The sequence below is a fragment of the Janthinobacterium sp. YR213 genome, assembly GCF_900099875.1.
In the GTDB taxonomy this organism is placed as follows: Bacteria; Pseudomonadota; Gammaproteobacteria; order Burkholderiales; family Burkholderiaceae_D; genus Janthinobacterium; species Janthinobacterium lividum.
This window is the reverse complement of the sequence record NZ_FNDA01000003.1, coordinates 151,354-170,050: the sequence shown is the minus strand read 5'-3', so window position 1 is coordinate 170,050 and position 18,697 is coordinate 151,354. Positions and strand designations below refer to the sequence as shown.

The 18,697-nt window shown below is 63.5% G+C and carries 20 protein-coding genes; 14 read left to right on the top strand and 6 right to left on the bottom strand.

All coding sequences use genetic code 11. The features are described from left to right. Positions 1-16 precede the first annotated feature (16 nt). The 5 genes from BLT98_RS14705 to BLT98_RS14685 all read left to right on the top strand — a co-directional run bounded on the left by BLT98_RS14705 (position 17) and on the right by BLT98_RS14685 (position 4,764). Entirely contained in the window at positions 17-1,213 is a 1,197-nt protein-coding gene (locus BLT98_RS14705; protein ID WP_034778434.1) for an acetyl-CoA C-acyltransferase, read from the top strand. Between the two features lie 73 nt (positions 1,214-1,286). After that, positions 1,287-2,066, top strand: coding sequence for an enoyl-CoA hydratase (locus BLT98_RS14700; RefSeq protein WP_034778437.1), 780 nt, complete (start codon positions 1,287-1,289; stop codon positions 2,064-2,066). A gap of 151 nt (positions 2,067-2,217) precedes the next feature. Further along, positions 2,218-2,817 (top strand): TetR/AcrR family transcriptional regulator, encoded by a 600-nt coding sequence (locus tag BLT98_RS14695; RefSeq protein ID WP_034778440.1) that lies wholly within the window; start codon positions 2,218-2,220, stop codon positions 2,815-2,817. Between the two features lie 89 nt (positions 2,818-2,906). Beyond that, the gene (locus tag BLT98_RS14690; protein WP_092609028.1) at positions 2,907-4,064 is read left to right on the top strand and encodes an iron-containing alcohol dehydrogenase; all 1,158 of its coding nucleotides are present in this window, start codon (positions 2,907-2,909) and stop codon (positions 4,062-4,064) included. A gap of 22 nt (positions 4,065-4,086) precedes the next feature. Further along, positions 4,087-4,764, top strand: coding sequence for a type 1 glutamine amidotransferase domain-containing protein (locus BLT98_RS14685; RefSeq protein ID WP_092609025.1), 678 nt, complete (start codon positions 4,087-4,089; stop codon positions 4,762-4,764). Positions 4,765-4,771: 7 nt separating this feature from the next. Here BLT98_RS14685 and BLT98_RS14680 read toward each other — a convergent pair whose 3' ends face one another. Further along, positions 4,772-5,359: a TetR/AcrR family transcriptional regulator gene (locus BLT98_RS14680; RefSeq protein ID WP_092609927.1), complete on the bottom strand. Its 588-nt coding sequence runs from the start codon at positions 5,357-5,359 to the stop codon at positions 4,772-4,774. Positions 5,360-5,400: 41 nt separating this feature from the next. On the opposite strand from BLT98_RS14680, the gene BLT98_RS14675 reads away from it, so the two are divergent. Then, a complete protein-coding gene (locus BLT98_RS14675) occupies positions 5,401-5,928 on the top strand; it encodes a dihydrofolate reductase family protein (RefSeq protein ID WP_092609022.1) in 528 nt (175 codons plus the stop codon). Here the strand turns inward: BLT98_RS14675 and BLT98_RS14670 are convergent. Continuing rightward, positions 5,925-6,782, bottom strand: a complete 858-nt coding sequence (locus tag BLT98_RS14670) for a metallophosphoesterase family protein (RefSeq protein ID WP_244517501.1) — start codon at positions 6,780-6,782, stop codon at positions 5,925-5,927. The two genes, BLT98_RS14675 and BLT98_RS14670, sit on opposite strands and share 4 nt — an antisense overlap. Before the next feature lie 85 nt (positions 6,783-6,867). Here BLT98_RS14670 and bla point away from each other — a divergent pair, with 85 nt between their 5' ends. Both bla and BLT98_RS29215 read left to right on the top strand, forming a co-directional pair. Further along, positions 6,868-7,812 (top strand): subclass B3 metallo-beta-lactamase, encoded by a 945-nt coding sequence (gene bla, locus BLT98_RS14665; protein ID WP_092609016.1) that lies wholly within the window; start codon positions 6,868-6,870, stop codon positions 7,810-7,812. A gap of 301 nt (positions 7,813-8,113) precedes the next feature. Further along, positions 8,114-8,287: a hypothetical protein gene (locus tag BLT98_RS29215; protein WP_167468624.1), complete on the top strand. Its 174-nt coding sequence runs from the start codon at positions 8,114-8,116 to the stop codon at positions 8,285-8,287. On the opposite strand, the gene BLT98_RS14660 is transcribed toward BLT98_RS29215, so the two are convergent. Together BLT98_RS14660 and BLT98_RS14655 are read right to left on the bottom strand one after the other, a co-directional pair. After that, positions 8,284-9,087, bottom strand: a complete 804-nt coding sequence (locus BLT98_RS14660) for a metallophosphoesterase family protein (RefSeq protein WP_092609013.1) — start codon at positions 9,085-9,087, stop codon at positions 8,284-8,286. The genes BLT98_RS29215 and BLT98_RS14660 overlap by 4 nt on opposite strands. A 46-nt stretch (positions 9,088-9,133) precedes the next feature. Continuing rightward, positions 9,134-10,039, bottom strand: coding sequence for a LysR family transcriptional regulator (locus BLT98_RS14655; RefSeq protein WP_092609008.1), 906 nt, complete (start codon positions 10,037-10,039; stop codon positions 9,134-9,136). 119 nt (positions 10,040-10,158) lie between these two features. On the opposite strand from BLT98_RS14655, the gene BLT98_RS14650 reads away from it, so the two are divergent. Continuing rightward, positions 10,159-11,025 carry a pirin family protein gene (locus tag BLT98_RS14650; RefSeq protein WP_092609005.1) on the top strand — a complete coding sequence of 289 codons (867 nt, stop codon included), beginning with the start codon at positions 10,159-10,161 and terminating at the stop codon, positions 11,023-11,025. Between the two features lie 66 nt (positions 11,026-11,091). Next, positions 11,092-11,793 (top strand): isochorismatase family protein, encoded by a 702-nt coding sequence (locus BLT98_RS14645; protein WP_208672447.1) that lies wholly within the window; start codon positions 11,092-11,094, stop codon positions 11,791-11,793. 6 nt (positions 11,794-11,799) lie between these two features. Here the strand turns inward: BLT98_RS14645 and BLT98_RS14640 are convergent, their stop codons facing one another. Continuing rightward, entirely contained in the window at positions 11,800-12,555 is a 756-nt protein-coding gene (locus BLT98_RS14640) for a substrate-binding periplasmic protein (protein WP_244517500.1), read from the bottom strand. A gap of 229 nt (positions 12,556-12,784) precedes the next feature. On the opposite strand from BLT98_RS14640, the gene pnuC reads away from it, so the two are divergent. Both pnuC and BLT98_RS14630 read left to right on the top strand, forming a co-directional pair. Then, positions 12,785-13,375 (top strand): nicotinamide riboside transporter PnuC, encoded by a 591-nt coding sequence (gene pnuC, locus BLT98_RS14635; RefSeq protein ID WP_034778474.1) that lies wholly within the window; start codon positions 12,785-12,787, stop codon positions 13,373-13,375. Positions 13,376-13,706: 331 nt separating this feature from the next. Continuing rightward, on the top strand, positions 13,707-16,265 hold the full coding sequence (locus BLT98_RS14630; protein WP_170846391.1) for a TonB-dependent receptor: 2,559 nt from the start codon (positions 13,707-13,709) through the stop codon (positions 16,263-16,265). Here the strand turns inward: BLT98_RS14630 and BLT98_RS14625 are convergent. Then, positions 16,262-17,065 carry a response regulator transcription factor gene (locus BLT98_RS14625; RefSeq protein ID WP_092608998.1) on the bottom strand — a complete coding sequence of 268 codons (804 nt, stop codon included), beginning with the start codon at positions 17,063-17,065 and terminating at the stop codon, positions 16,262-16,264. The two genes, BLT98_RS14630 and BLT98_RS14625, sit on opposite strands and share 4 nt — an antisense overlap. A gap of 349 nt (positions 17,066-17,414) precedes the next feature. On the opposite strand from BLT98_RS14625, the gene BLT98_RS14620 reads away from it, so the two are divergent. Together BLT98_RS14620 and BLT98_RS14615 are read left to right on the top strand one after the other, a co-directional pair. After that, a complete protein-coding gene (locus tag BLT98_RS14620) occupies positions 17,415-17,945 on the top strand; it encodes a Csu type fimbrial protein (RefSeq protein ID WP_034778485.1) in 531 nt (176 codons plus the stop codon). Positions 17,946-17,957: 12 nt separating this feature from the next. Next, a complete protein-coding gene (locus tag BLT98_RS14615) occupies positions 17,958-18,686 on the top strand; it encodes a fimbrial biogenesis chaperone (RefSeq protein ID WP_244517499.1) in 729 nt (242 codons plus the stop codon). Positions 18,687-18,697 lie beyond the last annotated feature (11 nt).

The window sequence follows — 18,697 nt, the reverse complement described above, 5'->3', positions numbered from 1 at the left end:
TCTTTGAAAGCATAAAATGAGCAAACAACTTCAAGACGCGTACATCGTCTCTGCAACCCGCACCCCGATCGGCAAGGCGCCGCGCGGCATGTTCAAGAACACCCGCCCGGACGACCTGCTGGTGCGCGTGCTGCAATCGGCCCTGGCGCAAGCGCCTGGCCTCGACCCTGCGCTGATCACTGACGCCATCATCGGCTGCTCGTTCCCGGAAGCGGAACAGGGCTTCAATATCGCGCGTAACTCGGTGCTGCTGGCCGGCTTGCCGAAAACCGTCGGCGGCGTCACCGTCAACCGTTACTGCGCATCGGGCATTACGGCCATTGCCATGGCGGCCGACCGCATCCGCGTGGGCGAAGCCGACGTGATGATCGCCGGCGGCATCGAATCGATGTCGATGGTGCCGATGATGGGCCACCACCCATCGATGAACCTGGACATGTTCAGCGACGAAAACATCGGCATGGCCTACGGCATGGGCCTGACGGCCGAGAAAGTGGCGCAGCAATGGAAAGTGTCGCGCGAACAGCAGGACGCGTTCTCCGTTGAATCGCACCGCCGCGCCATCGCCGCGCAGCAAGCCGGTTTCTTCAAGGCGGAAACGACGCCAGTGGAAATCATCACGCGCACGCCGAACCTGGCTACCGGCCAGGTCGACGTGAGCCGCCGCACCGTCGACACGGACGAAGGCGCGCGCGCCGATTCGTCGATGGAGTCGCTGGCCAAGCTGAAGCCCGTCTTCGCCGCCAAGGGCAGCGTGACCGCGGCCAACAGCTCGCAGATGTCCGACGGCGCCGGCGCGCTGCTGATCGTCAGCGAAAAAATCCTGCGCGAGCATAACCTGACCCCGCTGGCGAAATTCTCCTCGTTCGCCGTGCGCGGCGTGCCGCCGGAAATCATGGGCATCGGTCCGAAATTCGCCATTCCCGCAGCGTGCGCCGCCGCCGGCATCACGCAAGACCAGCTGGACTGGATCGAGCTGAACGAAGCGTTTGCGGCACAGGCACTGGCCGTCATCGGCGACCTGGGCCTGGACCCGGCAAAGGTCAACCCGATGGGTGGCGCGATCGCCCTGGGCCACCCGCTGGGCGCCACCGGTGCCATCCGCGCCGCCACCGTGATCCACGCGCTGCAGCGCACCAAGCAGAAGTACGGCATGGTCACGATGTGCGTGGGCGCCGGCATGGGCGCGGCCGGAATTTTTGAACGCGTATAAGTCTGGCTGAGTAAAGCAATAAAACAGGGCGCTGTGGGATGACTCTGGCGCCCTTTATCTTTTTGGAGACGACATGGATATTTTGTGCAGCAAGAGCGAGGGCATCCTGACCCTGGAATTCAACCGCCTGGAACGCAAGAATGCGATCACGGGCGCCATGTACCAGACCCTGGCCGATGCGCTGGTGGCGGCCGAGACGGATGATGAAGTACGCGCCATCCTGATCTGCGGCAAGCGCGAGATTTTCACGGCCGGCAACGACCTCGATGACTTCATGAAGACGGCGCGCCCGAAGGATGGCTCGCTCGACCATGACCGTCCCGTGTTCCAGTTCATGCGCGCCCTGTACGGCAGCAGCAAGCCCGTGGTGGCAGCCGTGTCCGGCCCGGCCATCGGCATCGGCACCACCTTGCTGATGCACTGCGACCTGGTCTACGCGGCCGACAATGCCAGCTTCTCGATGCCGTTCACGCAACTGGGCCTGTGCCCGGAATTCGGCTCCAGCCTGCTGCTCACGCAATTGGCCGGCTACCCGCGCGCGGCGGAAAAGCTGATGCTGGGCGAAGCGTTCCCGGCCAGCGAAGCGCTGGAAATGGGCCTGGTGTCGAAGGTCGTGCCCCTGTATGACTTGATGACCTTCGCGCAAGGCCAGGCGGCCAAGCTGGTGGCCCTGCCGGCCGCCTCGATCCGCGCCACCAAGCGCCTGATGAAGCAAAGCCGCATGGAACCGATGAAGGCGGCCATCGCCGACGAAAACAAACTGTTCAGCGCCATGCTGGGCGGCGCCGAAGCGAAGGAAGCGTTTACGGCCTTCTTTGAAAAGAGGAAGCCGGATTTCAAGAAGTTTGCCTAAGCTGGCTGGCCGACTGCGGCTGCCGGGGTCAGACCCCCGCGCCCTCTGGCGCAAGCCTCTGCATTAGCGGCCTTGAGGGTCCGACCCCAGAATTTGTTTCTGGGTTTAATTTAGTCTAGACGACTGGTCTAATTGTGCTACAATGCCTCGCATGAAAGCTGAATACACCGACGTGCGCCAGCACATTATCGACCAGGGCAAGGCCATCATCACGCGCAAGGGCTTTGCCGGCGTGGGACTGAACGAGATCTTGTCGGCCGCCGACGTGCCCAAGGGCTCGTTCTACCATTACTTCAAGTCCAAGGAATTGTTTGGCGAAGCGATGCTGGAAGATTACGTCACCGGCTACCTGGATGAAATGGAGCTCGTGCTGGGCCAGCCCGGCCAGAACGCGGCGCAGTCGCTGATGGCGTATTGGGCCAGCTGGACGAGCGAAAGCCTCGATGGCAGCGGTTGCGACTGCCGTTGCCTGGTGGTCAAGCTCAGCAGCGAAGTGGCGGACATGTCGGAACCGATGCGCGTGGCGCTGCTCGATGGCACCCACCGCATCATCGCCAGGCTGGCGCTGGCCATCGCGCGGGGCAGGGTGGACGACTCGCTGCCATCGGTGGCTGATCCGGCGCAGATGGCTGCCACCTTGTACCAGCTGTGGCTGGGCGCGGCGATGCTGACCAAGCTGCGGCGCGACGCCAGCGCCCTGCAAACTGCCTGGCGGGCGACCCTGGCGATGTTGCAGCTGCCGCCAGACTAATGAGCGGGCGCCAGGTACGCGGATGAGATTCGTCCGCATTTTTTTGAACTGCATTCTAGACGACCAGTCTAATAATAGGGAGCGACATCATGAAAAATTTTGAATTCCATAATCCGACCCGTATCGTCTTCGGTCTTGATACCGTCGCCAAATTGTCCACGCTGGTGCCGCACGATGCGCGCGTGCTGATTTTGTACGGCGGCGCCAGCGCGGAAAAGACCGGCACTCTGGCCGAGGTACGCGCCGCGCTGGGCCAGCGCAGCGTGCAGGAGTTTGGCGGCATCGAACCCAATCCCAGCTATGAAACCCTGATGCGCGCCGTGGCCCAGGTGCGCAACGAAAAGCTGGACTTCCTGCTGGCCGTCGGTGGCGGCTCGGTGATCGATGGCACCAAGTTCGTCGCCGCCGCCGCCCTGTACGACGGCGAGCCGTGGGAAATCGCCGAGCGCGGCGGCGCCAATGTGCAGCGCGCCCTGCCGTTTGGCACGGTACTGACCTTGCCGGCCACGGGGTCGGAAATGAACAGCGGCGGCGTGGTGACGAAAAAAGCCACGCATGACAAGCTGAGTTTTCGCAACCCGCTGCTGTATCCGCAATTTTCCGTACTCGACCCCAGCAAAACGTTTACCTTGCCGGCCACGCAGGTGGCCAACGGCCTGGTCGACGCCTTTGTGCACACCACGGAACAGTATCTGACCTATCCGGTGCAGGCGAAGGTGCAGGACCGCTTTGCCGAAGGCTTGCTGCAGACCCTGGTCGAGATCGCGCCGCAGGCCGTCGCATCGCCCGACGATTACGCCACCCGCGCCAACCTGATGTGGACCGCCACCCTGGCGCTGAATGGCCTGATCGGCGCCGGCGTGCCGCAGGACTGGGCCACCCACATGATCGGCCACGAACTGACGGCCCTGTACGACATCGACCATGCGCGCACCCTGGCCCTGGTACTGCCCGCGCTGCTGGACGTGCAGCGCGAGCAGAAACGCGGCAAATTGCTACAGTATGGCGAGCGTGTCTGGAACATCGCGCAGGGCAGCGACGACGAGCGCATAACCGCGGCCATCGCCCGCACCCGCGCCTTCTTTGAAGGGCTGGGCATCCCGACCCGTTTATCGGCCTATCAGCTGGGCCAGGAAGCGGTGGAAGCGGTACTGAAACAATTGGAAGCACATGGCATGACCTCCCTCGGCGAACACCGCGATATCGACCTCGCGCGCAGCCGCCGTATCCTCGAAGCAGCACTGTAACCCTGACATAAAAGGAAGCAACATGAACATTTTGATGGTACTCACTTCGCACGATCAACTCGGTAACACCGGCAAGAAAACCGGTTTCTGGCTGGAAGAATTCGCCGCGCCCTACTATGCGCTGCAGGAAGCGGGCGCGAAGCTGACGGTCGTTTCGCCGCTGGGCGGCCAGCCGCCGCTGGACCCGAAAAGCGACGAGCCGGATTCGCAAACGGATGCCACGCGCCGCTTCAAGCAGGACGCCGATGCGCAAGCCGTGCTGGCCAACACGGGCAAGCTGGCCGACGTGAAGGCAGCTGACTTTGACGCCGTGTTCTATCCGGGCGGCCATGGCCCGCTGTGGGACCTGGCCGAAGATCCGCACTCGATCGCGCTGATCGAACAGATGATCGCCGCCGGCAAGCCGGTCGCCGCCGTCTGCCACGCGCCCGGCGTGCTGCGTCACGTGAAGGCAACCGACGGTACGCCGCTGGTGCGCGGCAAGCAGGTGACGGGCTTTACGAATACCGAGGAAGACGCCGTCGGCTTGAGCGCGATCGTGCCTTTCCTGGTCGAGGACATGCTGAAGGCAAACGGCGGCGTCTACTCGAAGCTGGGCGACTGGCAGCCGTATGCCGTCACCGATGGCTTGCTGGTCACGGGCCAGAATCCCGCGTCGTCGGAAGCGGCCGCGCAGGCGCTGCTCAAGCTGCTGGCCTGATGCCAGGCTAGTTCCGGGCGGCCATGCCCGCCAGGATCAGGCCGACCGAAGCATGCCAGGCTGTGTCGCTGGCGGGCCTGCCCGCCAGCGCATAGCCGTGCAGGAAATCGACAAGCGCATCGCGCCCGCGCAGACGGGTTTTCTTGTCCAGGCCGAGGCTCTCCACAGCCAGCTCGAACAGTGCCGCAAACCGCTCGGCCACATCGGCTTGCGTCACCAGTCCGCGCGCCATCAGGCGCACGAAATACGGCGTGGCGCTGACCAGTTCCAGGTATAGCGCGCACAGCGCGAGCACACGCCGTGGCGCCGCCTGGCGCCGCGTAAACGGCGGCTGGCACGGATCGAGCGCGGCAAAACGCTGCACCATCAACGCTTGCAATAATTCCTCTTTTCCCGCGTAGTAGTGATACAGGGCCATGGCGTCGACGCCCAGGCTTTGCGCCAGCGCGCGCATGGAAAACGCTTCGCCCTTTTCTTCCAGCAAGGCCAGGGCCGCTTGCAGGATGCTGGCGTTGTCCAGTGCGGGGAGGGCGCGGCGCGGACGCCCGGCGCGGCGCACGGCAGATTCGATGACTTGAAGTTTTGGGGTTTTCATGGGCATAATTCTACACTGTAGAATTAAATGAAAGCATATCCATGAAAAAAACTTCTGTCAGCGTTTTTCTCGGTATCAGCATCGACGGCTGCATCGCCGGAGAAAATGGAGACTTGTCCTGGCTGGCCGAACTGGCCCCCGACTCGCCCGACGCCACCGGCTACACGGCATTGATGGATCAAGTCGATACCCTGCTGATCGGCCGCACCACGTATGACGCTGTGCTGGGCTTCGAACCGTGGCCATATGCGGGCAAGCGCGTGGTGGTACTCAGCCACCGCGACTTCGCGCCGCGCCATGGCGAGCAGCGCCGCGAAGGCAGCGTGCGTGCAGTGCTGGAGGGGCTGGCAGAGGAGGGCTGCCGCCACGTGTATCTCGATGGCGGCGCCGTCATCCGTGCCGGCTTGCACGAAGGCGCCATCGACAGCCTGACCTTGTCCGTGCTGCCCGTGGTGCTGGGCAGGGGCGTGCGCCTGTTCGAGGATGGCTTGCCGCGCAGCGACTGGCGCCTGGACGGCACGCGCCAGCTGCCCAGCGGCGTGGCGCAGCTGCGCTATCGGAAAAATTAAACCGCGCTGGAGAGGTCGATGATGAAGCCGGAATCGTAGCGTTCATTCTCCGGCGTGCCATCGGGCCGCTTGTAGCCGCAGGGGTTGCAGACCACGCGGCAGTCCTGGACGCGGTAGTCGAGCGAAGCGTGCATGTGGCCATGCACCCACAGGTCCGCCTGCGCCACCAGCGCGTCCAGCTGCGAGGCGAAGGCGGGCGAGCCCAGGTTCGTCGCGTATTGCTCTTCCACCGACAGCATCGAGGGCGCCATGTGCGTGATGACGACGGTCTTGCCATCGAAGGGTTGCGCCAGTTGCTGCTCCAGCCAGGCGCGGTGCTGCGCGTGCAGCTGCGCCGTGTCGGCCGCGCACAAGAGACGCGGCGTGTCGCCGCCCGTGCTGATGCGCTTGTAGTCGGGCATGTAGCTTTGCGCCGCGTTCAAGGCTTCGTCCCGGCGCTCCGCGCCGAACAGCAGAAAATCCGTCCACAGCGTGACGCCGAGGAAGCGCACGCCGTTGAGTACCACCGCATCGCCGTCGAGCAGGCGGATGCTGGCGCCCTGCGCATTGGCGCTGGCGCAGGCGTCGCGCACGGCGTCCTGCATGTGTTCCAGCTGATGCCCATAGCCCTCGTGATTGCCGTGCACGTACAGCACGGGCAGGGAGTCGAAGGTGCGCGCGGCCCAGGCGATGGCATTGCTGCCCGTATCGATGTCGCCGGCCAGGATCACCACGTCGGGTCGGCAGGCGGCAAGATCGATGGCGGGCGTGTCTTCGCCCCAGACTTCCAGGTGCAGGTCGGACAGGATCAGCAAACGCATGGCAGGAGGCGCGGCGAGGCGCACGGCAGTCAATGGGCCTCTATCGTAGCGCATGTCGCTGCGTCCGTCTGCTTGACCGCGCGAGGGTAGCGACGTTACCCTGTGGCATCGAATACCGCACACTCATTACTGGAGCCGCATGCCGCCTTTCTTCTTTCCCAAGACCCTGCTCAGTATCGCGCTGGCCGCCATGGCGCTGCCGTTTGCCGCGCATGCCGCCACGCCCGCCGTCGATCCCTTGACGCAGCCGATCGCCTCGCCGTATGCGGCGCAGTGGAACCGTCCGCAGCAACCGGCGCGCATCCACGGCGACACGTATTACGTGGGCGTGGGCGGCTTGAGCGTGGTGCTGATCGACACGCGCGAAGGCTTGATCCTGATCGATGGCGCGTTGCCGCAATCGGTGGCCGCCATCAAGGAACATATCCTCGAGCTGGGCTTTCGCCTGGAAGACATCAAGTTCATCCTGAATACGGAAGCGCATTTCGACCATTCGGGCGGCATCGCCGCCCTGGCCCGCGACAGCGGCGCGCAAGTGATCGCCAGCCCGCTCGGCGCGCAGGCGCTGCGCGCGGGATCGGTGCTCGCCATGGACCCGCAAGCGGGCGAAATCGATCCCATGCCGGCCGTGGAGAATGTGCGCGAGATCGCCGATGGCGAAACCCTGCAGCTGGGCGACGTGACCATCACGGCGCGCTACACGCCCGGCCATACGCCTGGCAGCACCAGCTGGACCTGGGTGTCGTGCGAGGATGCGGAGCGCAAGGAATGCCTGAGCGTGGTCTTCGGCGCGAGCCTCACGCCGGTGGCGGCCGACGATTTTCACTACCTGGGCGATGACCGCCATGCGGACCTGACGCCGGCCTTCCGCCGCGTCATGCAGGACTTTGCCCGGCTGCCGTGCGATATCTTGATCTCGGCCCACCCCGACCACTCCGGCGGCGACCAGAAGCTGACGCAATTGCTGGAAGGCGTCACGCCGAATCCCTTCATCGATACTCAGGCGTGTAGCAATTACGCGGCCAAAAATGAAGCCAAGCTCGATGCCCGCATCGCGAAAGAAAAAGCGGCTGCGACAAAATAGCAACGTTGGCGTCTTCGCCATGAAAATCGGTTGACGCACTGCAGCATAAGGTGCAGAATCGTTGTCCGCAGTTCAGATTAACCAGATAAAAGAAAGGAAACCCATGTTCGAACAGGCTGGCAGCAAGTACGACCACTAGCCCCGTGCATGACGCTCGGGGCCATCGGCACATTGCCGATCCCGAGCCGGTGTCCTTCAAACCCCGGTGAGGAAACTCGCCGGGGTTTTTTGTTTTGCACGACCCCATATAAGGACAGGAAATACCGTGATGCCCATGCATCAAGGATTGAAAGGAAGCACCATGAAAATCAAAGTAAAAGCCACGCCCAAGCCGCGCAATCCGCTGGTGGCGGCCGCCAGGCTGCGCGGCGGCGCCGGCGCGCACCAGTCGGTAGCGTCGCCGCGCGCGGCACGCCGGGCCGGCAAGCACCGCCTGCAGCAATTGCTGGCGGGGCGCCTGAAGGCCGAGGACTAGGGCGTGCCCAGTTCGACGATGAAGTTCGGGTTGAACTGGGGATTTTGCGGCGTGCCGCTGCGCGTCTTGTAGCCGCAGGGGTTGGATACGACGCGGCACTGGCCGATGCGGTAGTCGCGCGAGGCGTGGATGTGGCCATGCACCCACAGGTCCGCCTGCGCGGCCAGCTCGTCCAGGCGCGAGGCATAGGCGGGCGAACACCCTTCGCTGCCGTAGGCATCATCGACTGAAAGCAGCGACGGCGCCATGTGGCTGATGACGACGGTAGCGCCATGGAATGGCTGCGCCAGTTCGCGCGCCAGCCAGGCTTTTTGCTGCGCGTGGAACATGGCCGTGTCGGCCGCGCGCAGCTTGCGAAAGCCCATGCTGGCCAGGCGGATGCGCTTGTAGTCGTTCATGACGGCTTCCGCGTCGCGCATGGCCGACTGGCGCGTATCGTCGCCCAGCAGGCGGAAATCCGTCCACAGGGTGGCGCCCAGGAAGCGCACGGCGTTGCCAGCCTTGTCGGTGATGACGTGGGTATCAGCGTCGAGAAAATGCACGTTGTCAGTGGCCGCACAGAGCGCGCGCAGCTCCTGGCGCACCTTGTCGAGGTGGTGGCCATAGCCTTCGTGGTTGCCATGCACGTACAGCACGGGCAGGCCCGCGAATGTGCTGGCGGCCCAGGCGACGGCGCGGGCGCCCGTGTCGATGTCGCCGGCCAGGATCACGACGTCGGGGCAACTGAGCGCGAGGTCGCCCTGCGGCGCTTCGTCGCGCCATAACTCGTGGTGCAGGTCCGACAAAATCAATAAACGCATGCGGTATCCAGGCGATTGGAGGGTATGCCATCGTACCTGAAAACCCTCACTCTTCCTCCAGCGCGGCGAAGCTGTGCGCCAGGTAGTCGATCAGCGTACGCACGGCCGGCAGCAGGCCGCGCCGCGACGGGAAAACGGCGTGGATGATTTCGCGCTGCGGCCGCCACTGCTCCATCAGCGGCAGCAGGCGGCCATCGGCCACCTGTTCGGTGATCATCATGGTCGGCAGCTGCACCACGCCCACGCCGGCCACGGCCGCGTCGCGCAGGGTCAGCATGTCGCCCGTGACGAAGCGCGGCACGTGGCGCAACTGGGCGCGCGCGCCATGGGGGCCGTACAAATCCCACTGGTAGTGCTGTTGCGGCGTGCCCAAGGCCAGGCTGGGCCAGTCGGCCAGGTCGGCCGGCGCCTTCGGCACGGGCGCGCCGGCGAACAGCAGCGGACTGCCCACCATGCACTGGCTGCGTTCGGCCAGCACGCGCAGCACCAGGTCGCTGTCGGGCAGCGGCGGCGGGCGCACGCGGATGGCCACGTCGATGCCTTCGGCTACCAGGTCGACGCGGCGGTTGCTCGCTTCCAGCAGCAGCGTGACCTGTGGATGTTCGCGCATGAAGCCGGCCAGCATGGGCGCGACCAGGGAGTGCAGCAGGGCGATGGGACAGGACAGGCGCACCGTGCCCCGTGGCGCGGCCCGCGTCAGTTCGATCGCTTCCTGCGCCGCCTCCGCTTCCACCAGCATGGCCTTGCAATGCTCGTAAAACGTCTGGCCCACGTCGGTGACGGAAAAATGGCGCGTCGTGCGCTGCAGCAGGCGCGCGCCGAGGCGCTCTTCCAGCAGGGCGATGCGCCGGCTCAGTTTTGATTTCGGCATGCCCAGCGCGCGCCCGGCCGGCGCGAAGCCGCCATGGTCGACCACCTGCACAAAGTAATACAAGTCATTCAAGTCCTGCATGCCATCTCCTTGATCGTTCTATTTTTGGAACGCTGATGGCGGATTTTACCGTCTACCGGCTTCATCGTTGCAAGCGTATTCTGTCTTCATCGTAATGCAAACCCCAACAGGAGATCGAGATGAACACAGTCACAGGTATCTACAGCGCACCCCGCCAGCACTGGGTCGGCGACGGTTTCCCCGTGCGCTCGATGTTTTCGTATAACGGCCATGGCAAGCAGCTGAGCCCCTTCCTGCTGCTCGACTATGCCGGCCCTGCCGAATTTGCACCCGGCACCCGTCCGCCCGGCGTCGGTTCGCACCCGCACCGCGGCTTTGAAACGGTGACCATCGTCTACAAGGGCGAAGTGGCGCACCGCGATTCGACGGGCCAGGGCGGCGTGATCGGCCCCGGCGACGTGCAATGGATGACGGCCGGCGCCGGCATCCTGCATGAAGAGTTTCACTCGCCTGCCTTCACGCAGTCGGGCGGCACCCTGGAAATGGTGCAGCTGTGGGTGAACCTGCCGGCCCAAAACAAGATGACGGCGCCCGGCTACCAGGCCATCAGCAGCGACACGATTCCCACGGTGGCGCTGCCGGACGATGCCGGTTCGTTGCGCGTGATCGCCGGCGACTTCGACGGCCAGCATGGCCCGGCCCGCACGTTTTCGCCGATGCAGGTGTGGGACATGCGCCTGGCTCAGGGCAAGCTGACGGAGCTGCCCGTGACCAGGGGTTGGAGCACGGCGCTGATCGTCCTGCACGGCACGGTGCTGGTCAATGGCGAGAGCGTGGTGCGCGAAGCGCAGATGGCGCTGTTCGAGCGCGATGGCGACAGCATCACCATCGAAGCGAACAACGACGCCGTGGTTCTGCTGCTGAGCGGCGAGCCGATCGACGAACCCATCGTCGGCCACGGTCCGTTCGTCATGAACAGCGAAGCGGAAATCGTGCAGGCATTCGAGGATTTCAACAGCGGCCGCTTCGCCCGTATCGCGCCGTAATGTGCGTCATTAATTTGTGCAGTACCCATGCCGCATCCCGCGGCATGGTTTTTTGAGGAGACCACCATGAGCACCCCCGCCAACTTCCAAGGTTTGCCACCGATGATCGATCCCGACGATGCCGTCATGCTGCTGATCGACCACCAGAGCGGCTTGTTCCAGCTGGTGCGCGACATCGAGCAGCACGTGCTGCGCGGCCACGTCACGGCGCTGGCCAAGCTGTCGCGCCTGGCCAACATGCCGACGTTTACCACCGCTTCCGTGCCGGACGGCCCGAACGGCCCCTTGATCCCGGAAATCCACCATTTCAACCCGGACGCCGTCTACATCCCGCGCACGGGCCAGATCAACGCCTGGGACAATCCGGCCTGGGTCGACGCCATCGAAAAGACGGGCCGCAAGACCCTGCTGATCGCCGGCACGCTCACCAGCGTGTGCATGGCTTTTCCCACCATCAGCGCGCTGGCGGCCGGCTACAAGGTATTTGCCATCATCGATGCCTCGGGCAACTGGTCGAAGATGGCCACCGATATCACCATGGCGCGCGTGACGCAGGCCGGCGCCGTGCCGATCGACACGTATGCCGTGCTGGCTGAAGTGATGAGCACCTGGAACCGCGCCGACGCGATGGAATTCGCCGCCATCATGACCGACCATATCGTGCCGCCGTACCGCGCCCTGATCGAAAGCTACGACAAGGCGCAGGGCGTGCAAAAGAATGGCCGCGAAACGAAGCTGGAAATCCTCGAGGCGGCGTCGAAGGGCTGACCTCCGCTACGGTGCTTCGTAGCTGTTGCGTATCGCCGCCAGCACGCCGCGCTGCTCCAGGTGCGTGATGGCGGCGTTCAGGCGCGCCAGGTCGGCGGCGCTGGTCGTGCGCGCATTGAGCATCAGGTGCACGGGGGCGCGCAGGGCCAGGAAGGGCAGGGTGCTCAAGGCGACGCCCTGCAGGCGCGCTTCGTGGCGCACGGCCAGCACATCGCCCAGCAGCAGGTCGGCGCGGCCCGCATCGAGCATGCGCACGCCTTGCTGGAAGCTGCCGAACGCATTCAGGCGGCCAGCCTTTTCCAGCACCGGCCGGGCCGCCGCGTACTGCGCGCCATACCAGCCCACTTTGGGCGCCAGCAAGGTCGAGTTGCCGCGCGCGAGCTGCGCGAAGCTGGCGATCTGGCGCTGGCTGCCGGGCGCGCCGGATTTGCTGAAGAGTCCCACGGCTTCGTCGCGATACGGGATGGAAAAGCGCGCATAGGACTGGCGTTCCGGCGTCTCCGAGGCGGCCAGCATCAGGTCCAGTCCCCCTTTCTGGAACAGCAGCTGGCGCCGCGCCGTGGGCAGTTCCGGCAAGGTGACCAGGGTGCAGCGGGCTTGCTTGAAAATGGCTTTCAGCAACTCCAGGTCCAGGCCCGTATAGCGGTCCTGGGCATCGCGGTAGACATACGGCGGCCACTGCTCCAGCGCCATCGTCATGCGGCAAGCCACGGCGGGCAGGGCAGATACGCCGAGCACTGCCGCAAACAGGAGATGGCGCATGCGCATATGGGAGCTTCCCTGGAGTTTCAACTTGATAGTCAATTTGCCAGAATGGCCAGGGAAGTCAAGGGCCGCGGCCGCTGAAGGCCGGCCTGGTTCGCATTTCCTCGATGTTTGCGCGTTTTTTGCCGCTTTCCCCCATGGGTGCCGCCTCCGGCGCGGCGAACACCGTGCAGTGTAATCGGCTATAGTGGCGCGGTGCCACCACTGCCCCGCAAAGGAAGACCGCTTGACTGCCCCGCTCGAGATCGCCGCCAATGTGCTGATGACTGCCTCCATCATCCTGGCTGGACGCAATAATATTCATTCCTGGTGGATCGGCATGGTCGGCTGCGTGCTGTTTGCCGTGCTGTTTTTCCAGGTCAACCTGTACGCCGACGTGATGCTGCAGCTGTTTTTCATCGTCACCTGCGTCATCGGCTGGCTGCAATGGCGGCGCGGCGCCAACGGCAAGCCCTTGCCGATCACGCGCACGGGCTGGCGCAGCCTGGCCTGGGTGGTACCGGCCGGCATCGCCTCCGTGGCTATCTACGGCATGCTGCTGCACCGCTTTACGAATGCCTACGCGCCCTTCATCGATTCGGCAGTGTTGGTATTTAGCATCATCGCGCAATTCCTGCTGATGAGCCGGCGCATCGAAACCTGGGCTTTCTGGCTGCTGGTCAATACCGTGGCCGTGCCGCTCTACTACAGCCGCGGCCTGCACCTGACGGCCGTGCTGTATGCGGCCTACTGGATCAATGCCCTGATTTCCTGGTACTGGTGGGGCGTGCAGGCACGCCGCGCGGCGCAGGCGCCTGCGGTGATTGCCGACGCTTGATATTGCCATATACCAAGTCCTTAGATTCAAATCATATATACAATCAATTTTTAATTCGTTCACGCGCTAAAGACACCGGGATATAGTGGCCTTTCCCCGCTTACCGGTGTTTTTTATGTTGCGTTTTGCCATTTCTGCCTGTTTTTCCGCCGCCCCGCACCAGCTGACCATGCAATGCATGGCGCAGTGGATGCCGGTGCGTGCCCGTCCACGCATCCCTTAAGTCATTCCATCCATTTCGTTGTCGTTTGCCCGCTGGCCCACCCGGTCCGCGTGCCCCTGCTCGGCCTTTTTTATCGGAAAAAGGCTGCAATCCCAATAAGAGGAAACCATGTTCAAACCACTCGCCATCAGTCTTGCCATCGCCACCGCCTTTCCTGCCTTCGCCCATGCCGAGGACGACATGCTGCGTGTTAACGTCACCGGATCGAATATCCGCGTCAGCGAAAAGGAGGGCGCCAGCGCCGTGCAGGTCATCACGGCCAAGGAATTGAAAGCCGGCGGCAAGACCAGCGTGTCGGACGTGCTGCGCGCCATCTCCGCCAATAGCGGCAACAGCTACAACGAACAATATACGGGCAGTTTCTCGGCCGGCACCTCGGGCCTGTCGCTGCGCGGCATCGGCCAGCAAAATACCCTGATCCTGGTGAATGGCCGCCGCGTGGCCAGCTATGCCACGGCGCAGGATTTGCAGCAGACCTTCGTTGACCTGAACAGCCTGCCGATGGCGGCCGTGCAGCGCATCGAGGTGCTCAAGGATGGCGCCTCGTCCGTGTATGGCTCCGACGCCGTGGCCGGCGTGGTCAACATCATCCTGTACAAGGAATTCACGGGCACGGATATCACGGCGCAATGGGGCGGCTCGACGCAAGGCACGGGCCAGCACGAAAAGAGCGCGGCGCTGCAAACGGGTTTCGGCAAGCTCGAGGAAGATGGCTATAGCGTGGTCTTCTCGGTCGATGCCCAGCAGCGCGACAAGCTGCAGCAAAGCGACGTGGCATGGCTGCGCGATGCCGATTACCGGCAGCAGCAGCGCGGCAGCCTGGGCTGGACCGCCACGAATTACGCCGGCAACGATCCCACGAAGTCCCTGGGCGGCGTGCGCGGCCCGCTGCAGCTGGTGCCGTACAAGGACATCAATCCCACTGGCAGCGGCCAGGTGCTGGCCTACAATCCGGCGCCGTATAAAACGCTGATCCCGGGCATCCAGCGCATCCACTCGTCGCTGCGCGGCACCCTCAAGCTGAACGCGGACACGGAAGCCTATGTCGACTTGCTGCACAGTTATTCGCGCGCCGACCAGACCTTTAGCGCGCCGCTGACGGTGAACAACGCCACGCGCGTGTGGAACAACAGCACCAAGCTGCTCGATACCATTCCCGTGGTGCTACCCGTGGGCCATCCGAACAATCCGGGCACGACGCCCTTGCCATTTACCGCCACGCTGTTCGACCTGGGACCGCGCCTGAAGCAGGACCGCGTCACCTTCTACCGCGCGCTGGCCGGCGCCAAGGGTACCTGGGCGGGCTGGGACTGGGATACGGCCGTGGCCCATTCCAGCAGCAAGCTGGAGGAAACGGTGCAGAACTTCGTCAACCGCTACGAATTCCAGAAAGTGCTGGCCGACGGCAGCTACAATTTCTTTGACCAGTCGCAAAACAGCGAAGCCGTGCGCAACCGCCTGCGCCTGTCGACCCTGCGCCCGGCCGAATCGACGCTCGACACGCTCGACTTCTCGGCGGCCAAGGATATCTGGGACCTGCCGGCTGGCCCGCTGGGATTTGCCGCCGGCGCCCAGTGGCGCCGCGAAAAGATGGATTCGCAAACTTCGACGGCCGTGCTGTCGGGCACGGAGCTGCGCCCCGCACTCAATATCATCAACGGCTCGCGCAATGTGTCGGCCCTGTTTGCCGAATTCAATGTGCCCGTCGTAAAAGACCTGTCCGTCAACGTGGCGGGACGCGCCGACCATTACAGCGACTTCGGCAATGCGTTTTCGCCCAAGGCCAGCGCGCGCTACCAGGCGGCGCCATGGTTGTTGCTGCGTGGCACCGTTTCACGCGCCTTCCGCGCGCCATCGCTGCCGGAAATCACCGACAGCACGGCCGTCAGCTATACCGGCGTGATCGATGCCCGCGATCCCCTGACGCCGACGCAGTCGCGCGGCGTGACGGTCATGACCATCGCCAATCCGAACCTGCGCCCCGAGCGGTCGAAAAACCTGAACCTGGGCGTGGTGGTGTCGCCCACCAGCAGTTCGAGCATCGGCCTCGATTACTACCGTATCAAGCAGGATGGCGTGATCGGCACGGCCAGCGCCACCACCATCCTCGAGAATGAAAGCACGGCGCCGCAACAGATCACGCGCGGCGCCGATGGGCGCATCACGACCCTGTACCGCCAGTTCCGCAACCAGGGCCAGCGCGAAGTGTCGGGCATCGACCTGGACCTGCGCCAGCGCTTCGTCGACAAGGACTGGGGCAAGCTGACCCTGGCCGGCCAGCTGAGCCGCGTGCTGCGCTTTGCCGAACCGCTGTCCGATGGCGCACCGCTGACCGATGGCGCCGGCACCAACTACTTCGGCTCCATCCCGAAATGGCGCGGCGTCAGCTCGGCCACCTGGGAGCAGGGCAAGTGGTCGTCCACGCTCACATGGAACTACGTGGGCAGCTATGCGCAGCAGCAGCACCTCGATGAATCGGTGGCTGCCTTCAGCACGTTTGACGTGACCAGCAGCTGGCAAGTCACGCCGGCAGCAAACGTCACCTTCATCGTGCAAAACCTGGCCAACAAGCGCGCGCCCTGGGACTATGCTTCCACCGGCTTTGACTTTACCCAGGCCGATCCGCGTGGACGCGTTGCGGCGCTCAAGCTGAACTACAAGTTCTAACCACTCGCCGCCTGCCGCTGCCCCGTCTGCTCCTGCAGGCGCTGGCGGTAGGCGCTGGGGGGAACGCCCATGCGTTCGCGAAAGGCGGTGGCGAAGTTGCCCGCGTTGTGAAAGCCGATCAGCAGGGCGATATCCTGCACGTCGATGTCCGTCTGCTGCAGCAATTCCACGCCGCGGGCAATGCGCGCTTCGCGGATGAAGGCGAAGACCGTCATGCCCGTTTGCTCGCGGAACATCAGGGTCAGCTTTTCGCGGTAGGTGCCCACGCTGCGGGCGATTTCGGACAGGTTCGGCAGGCTGCCCAGGTTGTCGAGGATCAGCTGTTTGACCGCATTGACGAACACCAGGTCGGGATGCTGCAGCTTGTCGCTGATCGGCGCCGTTGCTGGCAAGGTACTGTTGCTTTTACGCATCAAACCCAGGTGGATATGGATGCGCGCGGCCAGTTCTTCCGGCGTGAACGGCTTCGAAATGTAGTCGACGCCTCCCACCTGCAAGCCCATGATGCGCTCCTTGGCGGCATCGGCGCCGCTGAGAAAGATCACGGGAATCTCTTCCGTTTCGGGATTGGCCTTGAGCAGACGGCATGCCGTGTAGCCATCCATCTCGGGCATGCGCACATCGAGCAGGATCAGGTCGGGATGCGTGGCCAATGCCAGCTGGTAGCCCTGGTAGCCGTTGAAGGCAATGCTGAAACGGTAGGGCTGCTCGCTGAGAAGCTCCATCAGCATGCGCTGCTCGAACGCGGAATCATCCACGATCAAGATGTTTTTTTTGATGGTTTCGCTGGTCAATGGCATGGCATGGATGACTTAACCAAAAAGCAAGTTGTGGCTTATTATGCCTCGCTTTTTCTTTTTTTTCTGCTTTTCTCGTATTTCAAAAGATGTTTCTCCGCGAGAAGAAGCGCGGATTTCCCAGATCGCCAATAATTCACTCATGCATTGATTTTAAGCAATGTCGATTGCCAAAAAATCTGTTTTGCCAATGCTGCAAATAATGCCGGAGTCCCTTGATTCCTGACTCCCGGCGCAAGTATTTTGTCGTCCTGGTTTGCGTGCCCAAGAAAACGCCGGCAATACCGTGACTATCCTCGACGCCCTCCATATTGGCGGGCTCATTAATGATGTTTCATCATCAGGAGGTATCATGTTGCGAGTTATTTTTCCCCGCCTTATCGTTGCTGCCAGCGTGGCCATTGCCGCCACGGCGCTTCTGCCTCGTGGCGCCGACGCAGCCGTGTATCTGAATGGCAGCGCCAGCACCACCTTTGACGTCACCCTGAAAATCATCGCCAATTGCACCATCGCGGCGGCCAATCTCGACTTTGGCCAAAGTCAGGGCGTACTGGCTACTGCCGTGAACGTCAATACGACCGTGAACGTCACCTGCACCAATACCACGCTGTATAACGTGGGCTTGACGGCCGGCTCGGGTACCGGCTCGACCGGCACGACGCGCTATATGAGCGGCACGGGCGGCAACCTGGGGACGGTGCAATTCAATCTGTACCAGACGGCAGGCAGCACCTTGTGGGGCGATACCCAGGGCACGAATACCGTCGGCGGCACCGGCAATGGCTCATCGCAGCCGATCACGGTGTACGGCAATATTCCGCCGCAAGCGACACCGGCCCCCGATACCTACAAGTCGACGATCACGGCTACCGTTTACTTTTAAGCCAGGCGCTGCGTGAAGGCCTGTGCTGCTTCCCTGATGAAAGGCGTGCTGGCATTGCTGGCTTGCTGCGCTGCGGGCGCGCACGGCGCCAGCCTGCAGATTTCGCCGGTGACGCTCAATTTGCGCGCCGCACAGAGTGCGGCCGGCATCAGCCTGCAAAACCTCGGCGACCAGCCCATCTACGGGCAGGTGCGCGTGTTCGTCTGGGATCAGCGCGATGGCGAGGAAACGCTGGCGCCGACGCAGGAACTGGTGGCCAGTCCGCCGATCGTCGAAATCGCCGCCAACAGCCGGCAGACGATCCGCCTGGTGCGTGCCCAGGCTGGCCCTGTCTCGCAGGAAAAGACGTATCGCGTGCTCATCGATGAAGTCAGCCGCGAAGATGAGGCGGGCCGCAGCGGCGTCGATATCCGCCTGCGCTACTCGGTGCCCGTGTTCGTGCTGCCGGCCGGTGCGCCGGGCAAGGAAGTGCTCGACTGGCAAGTGTTCCGCGAACAGGGCGAGTGGATGTTGCGTGTCAAGAACAGCGGCAATTTCCATGCGCAGATCGGTGCGATGACATTGACGAATCAGGCGGGCAAGGAGTTTGTCATCAGCAAGGGGCTGTTTGGTTATGTCCTGGCGGCACGCATGCGCGTATGGCGCCTGCCCGTTGCCAGGGAGGCTGAACTGGATGGGCCGTTGAGTATTGCGGTAAATGTGAATGCCAAGGCACTCATTGCCAAGAATTCGACACCTTGAACATGGCTGCC